Below are 13,318 nucleotides of genomic sequence, written 5' to 3' on the forward strand. Positions count from 1 at the left end.
CCCCGTGACCGAGAACGCTCAGCAGCAGCCCACAGCGCCCAGCACCGAACTGCCGACCCAGTACACGCCGGCCGAGGTAGAGGGGACGCTGTACGAGCGCTGGGTAGAGCGCGGTTACTTCACCGCCGACGCCAAGAGCGACAAGCCCCCGTACACCATCGTCATCCCGCCGCCGAACGTCACCGGCTCCCTCCACCTGGGCCACGCCTTCCAGCACACGCTCATGGACGCCCTCACCCGCCGCAAGCGCATGCAGGGCTACGAGGCGCTGTGGCTGCCGGGCATGGACCACGCCGGTATCGCCACCCAGAACAAGGTCGAGCAGCAGCTCGCCGAGGAGGGCAAGTCCCGCCACGACCTGGGCCGCGAGGAGTTCGTCGAGCGCGTCTGGCAGTGGAAGGAGGAGTACGGCGGCCGGATCCTCGGCCAGATGCGGCGCCTCGGTGACGGCGTCGACTGGAGCCGTGAGCGTTTCACGATGGACGAGGGCCTGTCCGAGGCCGTCCTCACCATCTTCAAGCGGCTCTACGAGGACGAGCTGATCTACCGCGCCGAGCGCATCATCAACTGGTGCCCGCGCTGTCTGACGGCCATCTCCGACATCGAGGTGGAATACCAGGAGGACGCGGGCGAGTTGGTCTCCATCCGCTACGGCGAGGGCGAGGACAGCCTCGTCGTCGCGACCACGCGCGCGGAGACGATGCTCGGTGACACCGCCGTCGCCGTCCACCCCGACGACGAGCGCTACCAGCACCTCATCGGCAAGCAGATCAAGCTCCCGCTGACCGACCGCACCATCCCGGTCGTCGCCGACACCCACGTCGATCCCGAGTTCGGCACCGGCGCGGTCAAGGTGACCCCGGCGCACGACCCGAACGACTTCGAGATCGGCCGCCGCCACGACCTGCCGTCCCTGACGATCATGGACGAGCACGGCGTCATCACGGTCCACGGCCCCTTCCTCGGCCAGGACCGCTTCGAGGCCCGCTCGGCCGTCGTCGGCGCCCTCAAGGAGCAGGGCCGCATCGTCGCCGAGAAGCGCCCCTACATGCACTCCGTCGGCCACTGCTCGCGCTGCAAGACCACCGTCGAGCCGCGCCTGTCCATGCAGTGGTGGGTCAAGGTCGGCCCGCTCGCCAAGGCCGCCGGTGACGCGGTCCGCGACGGCCGGGTCAAGATCCACCCCGAGGACATGTCGAAGCGCTACTTCGACTGGGTCGACAACATGCACGACTGGTGCATCTCGCGCCAGCTGTGGTGGGGCCACCGCATCCCGATCTGGTACGGCCCCGACGGCGAGGTCGTCTGCGTCGGCCCCGACGAGGAGCCGCCCACCGGCGAGGGCTGGACCCAGGACTCCGACGTCCTGGACACCTGGTTCTCCTCAGGACTGTGGCCGTTCTCCACGCTCGGCTGGCCCGAACAGACCGAGGACCTGCGGAAGTTCTATCCGACCGACGTCCTGCTCACCGGCCACGACATCATCTTCTTCTGGGTCGCCCGGATGATGATGTTCGGCCTGTACGCGATGGACGGCGAGATCCCCTTCCACACCATCGCGCTGACCGGCCTGGTCCGCGACGAGTTCGGCAAGAAGATGTCGAAGTCGAACCCCAACGCGGTGGACCCGCTGGTGTGGATGGACGCCTACGGCTCCGACGCCGTCCGCTTCACCCTCGCCAACGGCGCCAACCCGGGCGCGGACGTGCCGATCGGCGAGGACTGGGTCAAGGCCTCCCGGAACTTCACCAACAAGATCTGGAACGCCACCCGCTTCGCCCTCATGAACGGCGCCACGGTCGAGGGCCCGCTGCCCGACGCCTCCGAGATGTCGGCGACGGACCGCTGGATCCTCTCCCGCCTCAACACCACCGTCGCCCAGGTCGACGCGTACTACGACGACTACCAGTTCGCCAAACTCGCCGACGCGCTCTACCACTTCGCGTGGGACGAGGTCTTCGACTGGTACGTCGAACTGTCGAAGACGACGTTCTTCGCGGGCGGCGAGCAGGCCAGGGTCTCCGGGCGGGTCCTCGGCGAGGTCCTCGACGTGACGCTGCGCCTGCTGCACCCGGTCATCCCGTTCGTGACGGACGCCCTGTGGACCACCCTCACGGGCGGTGAGTCCCTGGTCATCGGCGAGTGGCCCAGCGACAGTGGCTTCCGCGACAAGGACGCCGAGGAGGAGATCGCGCTGGTCCAGCGGGTCGTCACCGAGGTCCGCCGGTTCCGCAAGGACCAGGGCCTCAAGGACGGCCAGAAGGTCCCGGCCCGCCTGGAGCTCACCGGCACCGCCCTCGTCCCCCACGAGGCCGCCATCCGCCAGCTCCTGCGCCTCCAGCCGGAGGGGGAGACCTTCGCGGCCACCGCGACCCTCCCGGTCGCCGGCGCCACGGTCGCGCTGGACCTCTCCGGCACGATCGACGTGGCGGCGGAGCGCAAGCGTCTCGCGAAGGACCTGGCGGCGGCCGAGAAGGAGAAGGCCCAGGCGACGGGGAAGCTCGGCAACGAGGCGTTCCTCGCGAAGGCCCCGGACAACGTGGTCGACAAGATCCGCGGCCGCCTCGCCAAGGCGGAAGAGGACATCAAGAGGATCCAGGAGCAACTGGACAGGCTTCCCCAGGCCTGACCCACCCCAGGGGCGCGGGGCCGCATCGACATGCGGCCCCGCCGCGAGGGCGCGACCAGCCACGAACCTCCCCGCGCCCGCCAAACGGGACCAGCCACCCCCCTCCGCACGCGCAGCCCTAAACTGACCGTGTGAGTGACAGCGACCCCTTCGACGAGATCATCGCCAACGAGACCGACCGAGACCCCGACCTCGCGGTCATCGAGGCCGGCAGCCGCACCCTGCGCACCCAGGGCGGCCCGCCGGAGGCCGACGTGCCCGCACGCCCCGAGGACCCCGAGGTCGACAAGGCTCTGCGCGCGGTCGAGGCGGAGCTCGCCACCCGCTGGGGCGAGACCAAGCTGGAGCCGAGCGTCAGCCGCATCGCCGCCCTGATGGACCTCCTCGGCGAGCCGCAGCGGTCGTACCCCTCGATCCACATCACGGGCACGAACGGCAAGACCTCCACGGCCCGCATGATCGAGGCCCTCCTCGGCGCCTTCGAACTGCGCACCGGCCGCTACACCAGCCCCCACGTCCAGTCGGTCACCGAGCGCATCAGCCTGGACGGCGCCCCGATCTCGGCCGAGCGGTTCATCGAGACGTACGAGGACATCAAGCCGTACATCGGGATGGTCGACGCCGAGCAGCAGTACCGGCTGTCCTTCTTCGAGGTGCTGACCGGCATGGCGTACGCCGCCTTCGCGGACGCGCCCGTCGACGTGGCCGTCGTCGAGGTCGGCATGGGCGGCTCCTGGGACGCCACCAACGTCATCGACGGCGATGTCGCCGTGGTCACCCCCATCGACCTGGACCACACCGACCGGCTCGGCGAGACCCCCGGTGAGATCGCCGTGGAGAAGGCCGGGATCATCAAGCAGGACGCGACCGTCATCCTGGCCCAGCAGCCGGTCGACGCGGCGCAGGTGCTGCTGAAGAAGGCCGTCGAGGTGGACGCCACGGTCGCGCGCGAGGGCCTGGAGTTCGGGGTGGTCTCCCGGCAGGTCGCCGTCGGCGGGCAGCTGCTGACCCTGCGCGGTCTCGGCGGTGAGTACGAAGAGGTGTACCTGCCGCTGCACGGCCCCTACCAGGCGCACAACGCGGCCGTGGCGCTCGCCGCCGTGGAGGCGTTCTTCGGGGTCGGCGCCCAGCGCCCGGACGGTCTGGACATCGACACCGTCCGCAAGGCCTTCGCCGCCGTCTCCTCGCCGGGCCGCCTGGAGGTCGTACGGCGGTCCCCGACCGTCGTCCTGGACGCCGCCCACAACCCGGCGGGCGCCCGCGCCACCGCGGAGGCGGTCGGCGAGGCCTTCGACTTCAGCCGGCTGATCGGCGTGGTGGGCGCGAGCGGCGACAAGAACGTACGGGGTCTCCTGGAGGCCTTCGAACCGATCTTCGCCGAGGTCGTGATCACGCAGAACTCCAGCCACCGCGCGATGGACGCCGACGAGCTCGCCGCGATCGCCGTCGAGGTGTTCGGCGAGGAGCGGGTCCAGGTCGAACCGCGACTGCCGGACGCCCTGGAGGAGGCGATCACGCTGGCCGAGGAGGACGGCGAGTTCGCGGGCGGCGGTGTGCTCGTCACCGGGTCGGTCATCACGGTCGGCGAGGCCCGGCTGCTGCTCGGAAGGGGCTGAGTCCCAAGCCATGCGTACGCTCTGTGCATCGACTTTGATCGGCGAGTTCTTCGTGGTCGGCTTCGCCGGACTGGTCGCGATGAAGGACCCCGACCTGGCCACCTCCACGGTGTGGACGGTCAGCGGTATCGCCATGTTGCTGTGCCTCGCCCTGTGCGGGGTGGTGACCCGGCCCGGCGGTGTCGCCCTCGGCTGGGCGTTCCAGATCGCCCTGATCGCCTCCGGCTTCGTGGTGCCGACCATGTTCTTCATGGGCGCGGTCTTCGCGGCCCTGTGGTGGGCCTCCGTGCACTACGGCCGGAAGATCGACGAGGCGAAGGCGAGATTCGCCGCCCAGGCCGCCGCAATGGACTCCAGTACACCTGACGCTGTGTGACGAACGTACCGACACGCCCTGTAATCTCGTCCCACCGCACATCAGCAGGTTAGGAGCCCCTCGTGAGCCAGCGCACCCTCGTCCTCCTCAAGCCCGACGCCGTCCGTCGTGGCCTGACCGGCGAGATCATCAGCCGTATCGAGCGCAAGGCCGGCTGGCAGATCACCGCGCTGGAGCTGCGCACCCTGGACCAGGACACCCTGGAGCAGCACTACGGCGAGCACAAGGGCAAGCCCTTCTACGAGCCGCTGGTGGAGTTCATGGCCTCCGGTCCGGTCGTCGCGCTGATCGTCGAGGGCGAGCGGGTCATCGAGGGCGTACGCCAACTGGCGGGCCCCACCGACCCGATCGCCGCCGCGCCCGGCTCCATCCGGGGGGACTTCGGTGTCATCGTCCGCGAGAACCTCATCCACGCCTCCGACTCGGAGGAGTCCGCCGAGCGCGAGGTGAAGATCTTCTTCCCCGGCCGCGCATAGGTCGTGTGCGTAGGTCACGTGCGTAGGTTTCGTGGCAGTTTCTGAGGGCGCGTCAGCTCGTACTCACGTCTGACCTGGGACGGCCGTACTTTTTCGGCCGTCCCTCGGCATATGCGTGCCGATCGGGGGAACGCGTGGCCCTTATGGACCGTCTCCACAAGCGAGGCGGCGTTTGATCTGCTGACAATGGCGAAGACCCTCGCGCAGTGTTCGTGCAGGCGCGTCTACGATGGAAGCCTTCACGTCACAGCACCCACTTCGCCGACCTGAAAAGCCCTCAAAAGCTCCCAGGAAGGCCAGACGAATCCTGATGGGGAACTCAATGTCGTTCATCGGCCGTGACATGGCTGTCGACCTCGGGACCGCCAACACGCTGGTGTACGTCAGGGGTCGCGGGATCGTACTCAACGAGCCGTCCGTCGTCGCGATCAACACGAACACCGGTGGAATTCTGGCAGTCGGTGCCGAGGCCAAGAAGATGATCGGGCGGACCCCCGGCAACATCGTTGCCGTGCGGCCGCTGAAGGACGGCGTGATCGCCGACTTCGAGATCACCGAGCGGATGCTGCGCTACTTCATCCTGAAGATCCACAAGCGGCGGTATCTCGCGAGGCCGCGCGTCGTCGTGTGTGTCCCCTCGGGCATCACCGGCGTCGAGCGCCGCGCCGTCATCGAGGCGTCGTCCCAGGCCGGCGCCCGCCAGGTGCACATCATCGAGGAGCCCATGGCGGCCGCCATCGGCTCCGGCCTGCCGGTCCACGAGGCCACGGGCAACATGGTGGTGGACATCGGCGGCGGCACCACGGAGGTCGCGGTCATCTCCCTCGGCGGCATCGTCACCGCCCAGTCCATCCGTGTCGCGGGCGACGAGCTGGACAACGCGATCATCCAGCACATCAAGAAGGAGTACTCCCTCCTGCTGGGTGAGCGGACGGCCGAACAGATCAAGATCACGATCGGTTCGGCGTACGACCTCGACGCTGACGAACACACCGAAATCCGCGGCCGGGACCTCGTCTCCGGGCTGCCCAAGACCGTCGTCATCTCGGCCGCCGAGGTCCGCAAGGCGATCGAGGAACCCGTCAACGCCATCGTGGACGCCGTCAAGACGACCCTCGACAAGTGCCCGCCGGAGCTCTCCGGCGACATCATGGACCGCGGCATCGTCCTCACCGGCGGCGGCGCCCTGCTGCGCGGGCTCGACGAGCGGCTGCGCCGCGAGACCGGCATGCCGATCCACATCGCCGAGGACCCGCTGGACAGCGTGGCGCTCGGATCCGGCAAGTGCGTCGAGGAGTTCGAGGCACTCCAGCAGGTGCTCGACGCCCAGCCGCGCAGATGACGTAACTCTTCGATTCCGCCGTACGAGATGATCTCCTCTCGTGCGGCGGATCGTTGATATCGAGGCATAAGCTCCCACAAACGCAACTCCAATGAGAAGGGCACGGCCGCCGCACGTGAGGGACACACGAGAGAGCCGGCTGCTCCTGGTGCTGCTGATCGCCGTCGCGTTCGCGCTGATCACGGTCGACATCCGCGGCGGGGAGGACTCGCCGGTCGACGGTGCCCGCCAAGGCGCGGCCGCGGTGTTCGGCCCCATCGAGAACGGTGTGTCATCCGCGGTCGACCCGGTCGGCAACGCGGTCTCCGCCATCCGCGACTCCGGCGAGCGGCACGACCGGCTCGCCGAGCTGGAGAAGGAGAACGCCGCCCTCAAGGCGCGACTCGGCAGCGACGACCGCAACTCCAGCCGCCTCAAGCAGCTCGACAAGATGCTGAAGATCGCCGGCGAGGGGCAGTACGGCATCAAGGGCGCCCAGGTCATCGCCATAGGAGCGGCCCAGGGCTTCTCCTGGACCATCACCATCGACGTCGGCGCCAACGACGGCATCCAGCGCGACATGACCGTCCTGAACGGCGACGGACTGGTCGGCCGCGTCACCACCGTGGGCCCCGACACCGCCACCGTGCTCCTCGCCAACGACCCCGACTTCACCGTCGGCACCCGCATGGAGGCCACCGACGAGCTCGGCTTCGCCTCCGGCCAGGGCGACCGCCCGCTGCGCGTCGAACTCCTCAACGGCAAGGCCGAGATCAAGAAGGGCGACCGCCTGGTCACCTTCGGCTCCCAGGCCGACAAGCCCTTCGTGCCCGGCGTCCCGGTCGGCGTGGTCTCCCGCGTCGACCCCTCCGGCGGCGACCTCACCCGCACCCTGTACGTCACGCCGTACGTCAGCTTCACCAAGCTCGACATCGTCGGCGTCGTCGTCCAGGCCCCGAAGAAGGACCCGCGCGACAGGGTGCTGCCCGCCCAACCGAAACCGACGCCCACGCCGACCGTGACGGTCACCGTCACCCCGTCCGCCAATGCGCCGGTCGACGGCGAGATCCAGCAAGAGCAGTAGGAGCTGTAGTCATGCGCGTCAACCGGATCCTGCTGTCCGCCCCCCTGGTCGTGGTTGCCCTGGTCATCCAGGTCAGCGTCCTCGCCCGCCTCCACCTCCCGGGCGCCGTCCCCGACCTGCTCCTGCTCACCGTCCTCGGCCTCGCCCTGGTCTACGGCCATGTCGGCGGCGCCCTCGTCGGCTTCGGCGCCGGCCTCCTCGCCGACCTGGCCCCGCCCGCCGACCACGCCGCCGGGCGCTACGCCCTGGTGCTGTGCGTCATCGGCTACCTCGCCGGACTCGCCAAGCCGGAGAACGGCAGACTCAAGTCGGCCACCGGCCCCATGGTCGTCGTGGTCGCCGCCGCCATCGGCACCACCCTGCTGTACGCCGGCGTCGGCGCCCTCGTCGGCGACACCGCCGCCCGCCATGTGGGCCTGCCCAGCCTGCTGTTCACCGCCGCCCTGTACGACCTGCTGCTCGCCCCGTTCGTCGTCCCGGGCATCATGGCGCTCGCCCGCCGCGCCGACAACGACCCGCTCGCCGAGACGAGCTCGGCGGCCAAGTCGGCGGACATCTCCTCGGGCTGGCTCTCCTCGGGCACGGGTCTGAAGATCGGCGGCCAGCGCGGCGGCCTCGGCAGCCTGAAGACCAAGGCGCGCACCCGTACCGCCCGGGTGGGCCGCATCAAGGGGGTCAAGCGGCTGTGACCCCACGGGAGCGGGCGGACCGCGTTCACAGGTTCGCCGTATATGACACGTACACACACTGAGAGGGGGCGGCAGCCGCAGTGACCAACATCCCCGAGACCGGACGGACCCCACGGGTCCAGATCCGGCTCGTCGTCATCCAGATCCTGGTGCTGTCCCTTCTCGGCACCCTCGGCGGCCGCCTCTGGTACCTCCAGATCCGCGAGGGCGACGCGTACGCCAAGGAAGCCTCCGGGAACCACGTCCAGCAGGTCGTCGAGCCCGCCGTACGCGGCTCCATCCTGGACGCCCGCGGAGTGCCCCTGGCGGACAACGAGACCCGCCTGGTGGTCTCCGCCTCCCGCACCGACCTGCTGAAGATGAGGGACGACGGCAAGGCCGTCCTCACCAAGCTGGCCAAGGTCCTCGGGATGCCGGCCAAGGACGTCATGCTCAAGGTCCGGCTCTGCGACGCCAAGACCCCCCAGCCCTGCTGGAACGGCTCGCCGTACCAGCCCATCCCCATCACCGACGAGGCCACCCCCAAGCAGGCCCTCCAGATCCGCGAGCGCGCCGAGGACTTCCCCGGCATCACCGCCGAGCCGGAGGCCGTGCGCCGCTACGCCGCCCCCGGCAAGTCCAACGCCGCCCAGGTCCTCGGCTACCTCTCCCCGGTCACCGACGAGGAGATCACCAAGGCCCAGGACACCGACTCGCCCTACCTGCGCTCCGACCAGGTCGGCCGCTCGGGACTGGAGCGCCAGTACGACAAGCAGCTGCGCGGCAAGGCCGGCGTCACCCGCTACGAGGTCGACAACCTCGGCCGCGTCATCGGCCAGGCCGAGGCCGACGAGGCCCAGCCCGGCGCCAACCTCGTCACCAGCATCGACGCCCGCGTCCAGCGGGTCGCGGAGTACGAGCTGAACCAGGCGATGAAGATCGCCCGCACACAGTTCGACAAGATCACCGGCGAGAACTACAAGGCCGACTCCGGTGCCGTGGTCGTGATGGAGGCCAAGACCGGCCGCATCGTCGCCATGGCCTCCGCCCCGACCTACGACCCGAACGTCTGGGTCGGCGGCATCTCCGCCAAGGACTACAAGAAGCTCACCGGCAAGGGCTCCGACTACCCGCTGCTCAACAGGGCCATACAGGGTCAGTCCGCGCCCGGCTCGACGTTCAAGGTGGTCTCCACGGCCGCCGCGGTCGAGGCCGGCTACGAGTGGGACGGCGGCTACCCCTGCACCAGCTCGTACTCGGTGGGCGGCCAGGTCTTCAAGAACTTCGAGGGCGAGAGCTTCGGCCCCATCTCCCTCGGCCGCGCCCTGGAGGTCTCCTGCGACACCGTCTTCTACGGCCTCGCCGACCGGGAGTGGAAGAAGGACGGCGGCATCAACCCCAAGAAGGGCGAGCCGAAGGACTACTTCTACAAGGCCGCCCACCAGTTCGGTCTCGGCAAGGAGACCGGCATCGACCTCCCCAACGAGGTCACCGGGCGCGTCCCCGACCGCCAGTGGAAGGAGTCCTACTGGAAGGCCAACAAGGACGCCTGGTGCAGGACCGGCAAGAAGGACGGCAGCTACGTCGAGAAGATCGCGTACGAGAACTGCCTCGAAGGCAACAAGATGCGCGAGGGCGACTCCATCAACTACTCCATCGGTCAGGGCGACACCCTCGTCACCCCGATCCAGGAGGCCAGGATCTACGGGGCGCTCGCCAACGGCGGGACCATGTACCAGCCGAGCATCGGCAAGGCGATCATCAGCGCCGACGGCAGGACCGTCCAGGAGATCAAGCCCAAGCCGACCGGCCGGCTTCCCGTCAGCAAGGCCACCCTCAAGGGCATGGACGCCGCCCTGGAAGGCGTCGTCACCCGCGGTACGGCCGCCTGGAAGTTCGGCGGCTGGCCGCAGGACAAGATCCCGCTGCACGCCAAGACCGGCACCGCCGAGGTCTACGGCAAGCAGACCACGTCCTGGCTGGCCACGTACTCCAAGGACTACACGGTCGTCATGACGATCGCCCAGGCCGGTACCGGCTCCGGCGCCTCGGGTGAAGCCGTGCGCAAGATCTACAACGCCCTGTACGGCGTCTCGGCCGACGGCACCATCGACAAGAAGAACGCCCTGCTGCCGACCCCCGAGAAGAGCCTGCCGAAGGTCCAGACGGACGGGACCATCAAGTCCCCGAAGATCTCCAAGGACCCGGCCAAGGACCAGCGGGCGAGCCAGGAGGCCGCGCCCGAGCCGGACGAGACACAGCAGGGCGCGACCGTGAACACGTCGACCGGCGGGAACCGTGACACCCGCAGGCGCCGCCGCCAGCGGGGAAACCGGAGGATGCTCACATGACCGGGGCCAACAGCTTCCAGGTCTCCGGGTACGGCCCCGCACGCGCGGGCTGGACCCGGCTGCTGGCCCGCGACTCGCTGGCCCGCCGCCTCGACTGGCCGATACTGTTCTCGGCTCTCGCCCTGTCCATGATCGGCTCGGTCCTGGTCTTCTCGGCGACCCGCAACCGCACCGAGATCAACCAGGGCGACCCCTACTACTTCCTGATCCGGCACATCATGAACACCGGCATCGGGTTCGCCCTGATGATCGGCACGGTGTGGGTCGGCCACCGCACCCTGCGCACCGCCGTACCCCTGCTCTACGGCGCCTCGCTCTTCCTGATCCTGCTGGTGCTCACCCCGCTCGGCTCCACCGTCAACGGCGCCCACTCCTGGATCGTGTTCGGCGGCGGCTTCTCGCTCCAGCCCTCGGAGTTCGTGAAGATCTCGATCATCCTGGGCATGGCGATGCTCCTCGCGGCCCGCGTCGACGCGGGCGACAAGCCCTACCCCGACCACCGCACGGTGCTCCAGGCCCTGGGCCTGGCCGCCGTACCGATGCTGATCGTGATGCTCATGCCCGACCTAGGGTCGGTCATGGTCATGGTCATCATCGTGCTCGGTGTGCTGCTCGCCTCCGGCGCCTCCAACCGCTGGGTGTTCGGACTGCTCGGCGCCGGGACGCTCGGCGCGGTCGCGGTGTGGCAGCTCGGGATCCTCGACGAGTACCAGATCGCCCGCTTCGCCGCCTTCGCCAACCCGAGCCTCGACCCGGCCGGCGTCGGCTACAACACCAACCAGGCCAGGATCGCCATCGGTTCGGGCGGACTGACCGGTGCGGGCCTCTTCCACGGCTCGCAGACCACGGGCCAGTTCGTGCCGGAGCAGCAGACCGACTTCGTCTTCACGGTCGCCGGCGAGGAACTGGGCTTCGTCGGCGCGGGACTGATCATCGTCCTGCTCGGGGTCGTCCTGTGGCGGGCCTGCCGGATCGCCCGCGAGACGACCGAGCTGTACGGCACGATCGTGGCCGCCGGGATCGTCGCCTGGTTCGCCTTCCAGGCCTTCGAGAACATCGGCATGACCCTCGGGATCATGCCCGTCACCGGTCTGCCGCTGCCGTTCGTGTCGTACGGCGGATCGTCGATGTTCGCGGTGTGGGTGGCGGTGGGACTCCTGCAGTCGATCAGGGTGCAGCGGCCGATGTCAGCGTAGCCGGGTGAGCCGGGGTGAGTTGGGATGAGCCGGGTGGCTGCGGCCCCCTGCCGGAAGCGGGGGCCGACCACTAGATTTGAATCATGGCGGACACAAAGCGGGAGATCGAACGCAAATATGAGTCCGACGACAGCGGCCTGCCGGACCTGACCGGAGTCGCGGGGGTCGAGGCTGTCGTCGACAAGGGGGTCGCACAGCTGGACGCCACCTACTACGACACGGCCGACGAACGCCTCATGGCGTCCTCGATCACCCTGCGCCGCCGTACGGGCGGATCGGACGCCGGCTGGCACCTGAAGCTCCCCGTCGCCGAGGGCGTGCGCGACGAGATCCGCGCCCCGCTCTCCGACACCCTCCCGGACGAACTCGCCGCCCTGGTCCGCTCCCGCACCCGGGACGTCGAACTGCAGCCCGTGGTCCGGCTGCGCTCGGACCGCGATGTGCGCCACCTCCTGGACGGGGAGGGCCGGCTGCTCGCCGAGGTCAGCGTGGACGCCGTACACGCCGAGCGGCTCAGCGGCGGCGTCGGTGACGCCCAGTGGACCGAGATCGAGGTCGAGCTCGCCGACGGCGGCGACCCGGCCCTCCTCGACAAGGTGGAGAAGCGGCTGCGCAAGGCGGGCGTACGGCCGTCCGGATCGTCCTCGAAGCTGGCCCGGGCCCTCGCGGAGACCGCCCCCAGGAAGAAGCGCCCCGCCACCGCGGATCCGGTGACCGCCGGCGACCACGTCCTCGCGTACGTCCGCGCCCAGCGGGACGCGATCCTCGAACTCGACCCGGCGGTCCGCCAGGACGCCGAGGACTCCGTGCACAGCATGCGCGTCGCGACCCGCCGGATGCGCAGCACCTTCAAGTCGTACGGCAAGGTCCTGGACCGGGCTGTCACCGACCCGATCGGCGACGAGCTGAAGTGGCTGGCCGGCGAGCTGGGCGTGGACCGCGACCGCGAGGTGCTCAGCGAGCGGCTGTCCGCGGCCCTGGACGAGGTACCCGGGGCGCTGGTCTCCGGGCCGGTCGCCGAACGCCTGAGCGTCTGGGCCGGGGACAGCCCCGGCGGGGCGAGCGCACGCCTGATCGGGGTGCTGGACTCCCATCGCTATCTCGCCCTGCTCGACGCCCTGGACGCGCTGATCGCCGCCCCGCCGCTGCTGAAGGCGGCCGGGAAGAAGCCGCACAAGGTGATCGCCAAGGCCGTGCGGAAGGACTTCCGCAAGGTCTCCGGGCTCGTCGGGCGGGCCCTGGAGCTGGAGCCCGGCACCGACCGGGACGTCGCGATCCACGAGGCCCGCAAGAAGACCAAGCGCACCCGTTACGCGGCCGAGGCGGCCCGGCCGGCCCTCGGGGACTCCGCCAAGGCCATGGTCAAGTCCATGAAGTCGCTCCAGAACCTGCTGGGGGAGCACCAGGACAGCGTGATGGCCCGGCAGACCCTGCGCGAGCTGTCCGCCGTCGCCCACGCGGCGGGGGAGAGCGCCTTCACGTACGGACTGCTGTACGGGCGCGAGGAGCAGCGGGCGGCGACGGTGGAGGCTGAACTGCCGGGGGCCTGGGACGGGATCAAGGGGGCGGCGGACGCCCTCTGACCGTCCGGGCGTGCAGGG

The 13,318-nt window shown here is 69.6% G+C and carries 10 protein-coding genes; all 10 read left to right on the top strand.

Going from position 1 to position 13,318, the window contains the following annotated elements:
• The first annotated feature begins 4 nt into the window (after positions 1-4).
• The 10 genes from ACFYZ8_RS02280 (at position 5) to ACFYZ8_RS02325 (ending at position 13,300) form a co-directional block, all read left to right on the top strand.
• Positions 5-2,629, top strand: coding sequence for a valine--tRNA ligase (locus ACFYZ8_RS02280; protein ID WP_388536691.1), 2,625 nt, complete (start codon positions 5-7; stop codon positions 2,627-2,629).
• Between the two features lie 131 nt (positions 2,630-2,760).
• A complete protein-coding gene (locus tag ACFYZ8_RS02285; protein WP_388536693.1) occupies positions 2,761-4,245 on the top strand; it encodes a bifunctional folylpolyglutamate synthase/dihydrofolate synthase in 1,485 nt (494 codons plus the stop codon).
• Between the two features lie 10 nt (positions 4,246-4,255).
• On the top strand, positions 4,256-4,621 hold the full coding sequence (locus ACFYZ8_RS02290) for a DUF4233 domain-containing protein (protein WP_359031749.1): 366 nt from the start codon (positions 4,256-4,258) through the stop codon (positions 4,619-4,621).
• A 62-nt stretch (positions 4,622-4,683) separates the two neighbouring features.
• Positions 4,684-5,097: a nucleoside-diphosphate kinase gene (gene ndk / locus ACFYZ8_RS02295; protein ID WP_007382017.1), complete on the top strand. Its 414-nt coding sequence runs from the start codon at positions 4,684-4,686 to the stop codon at positions 5,095-5,097.
• Between the two features lie 322 nt (positions 5,098-5,419).
• The gene (locus ACFYZ8_RS02300) at positions 5,420-6,439 is read left to right on the top strand and encodes a rod shape-determining protein (protein WP_004931372.1); all 1,020 of its coding nucleotides are present in this window, start codon (positions 5,420-5,422) and stop codon (positions 6,437-6,439) included.
• Positions 6,440-6,554: 115 nt separating this feature from the next.
• The gene (gene mreC, locus ACFYZ8_RS02305) at positions 6,555-7,502 is read left to right on the top strand and encodes a rod shape-determining protein MreC (RefSeq protein WP_388536696.1); all 948 of its coding nucleotides are present in this window, start codon (positions 6,555-6,557) and stop codon (positions 7,500-7,502) included.
• An 11-nt stretch (positions 7,503-7,513) separates the two neighbouring features.
• A complete protein-coding gene (gene mreD / locus ACFYZ8_RS02310) occupies positions 7,514-8,191 on the top strand; it encodes a rod shape-determining protein MreD (RefSeq protein ID WP_388536698.1) in 678 nt (225 codons plus the stop codon).
• 80 nt (positions 8,192-8,271) lie between these two features.
• Entirely contained in the window at positions 8,272-10,521 is a 2,250-nt protein-coding gene (gene mrdA, locus ACFYZ8_RS02315; protein WP_388536700.1) for a penicillin-binding protein 2, read from the top strand.
• Positions 10,518-11,717, top strand: coding sequence for a rod shape-determining protein RodA (gene rodA, locus ACFYZ8_RS02320; protein ID WP_388536701.1), 1,200 nt, complete (start codon positions 10,518-10,520; stop codon positions 11,715-11,717). Before mrdA ends, rodA begins: the two co-directional genes overlap by 4 nt.
• A gap of 83 nt (positions 11,718-11,800) precedes the next feature.
• Entirely contained in the window at positions 11,801-13,300 is a 1,500-nt protein-coding gene (locus tag ACFYZ8_RS02325) for a CHAD domain-containing protein (protein WP_388536703.1), read from the top strand.
• Positions 13,301-13,318 lie beyond the last annotated feature (18 nt).

It is taken from the genome of Streptomyces sp. NPDC001668, from assembly GCF_042893155.1.
In the GTDB taxonomy this organism is placed as follows: domain Bacteria; phylum Actinomycetota; class Actinomycetes; order Streptomycetales; family Streptomycetaceae; genus Streptomyces.

Bases quoted from the DNA above. Each gene is read 5' to 3' on its own strand.
- ACFYZ8_RS02325 (WP_388536703.1), top strand. From the start codon at position 11,801: ATGGCGGACACAAAGCGGGAGATCGAACGCAAATATGAGTCCGACGAC.
- ACFYZ8_RS02290 (WP_359031749.1), top strand. From the start codon at position 4,256: ATGCGTACGCTCTGTGCATCGACTTTGATCGGCGAGTTCTTCGTGGTC.
- ACFYZ8_RS02300 (WP_004931372.1), top strand. From the start codon at position 5,420: ATGTCGTTCATCGGCCGTGACATGGCTGTCGACCTCGGGACCGCCAAC.
- rodA (WP_388536701.1), top strand. From the start codon at position 10,518: ATGACCGGGGCCAACAGCTTCCAGGTCTCCGGGTACGGCCCCGCACGC.
- mreD (WP_388536698.1), top strand. From the start codon at position 7,514: ATGCGCGTCAACCGGATCCTGCTGTCCGCCCCCCTGGTCGTGGTTGCC.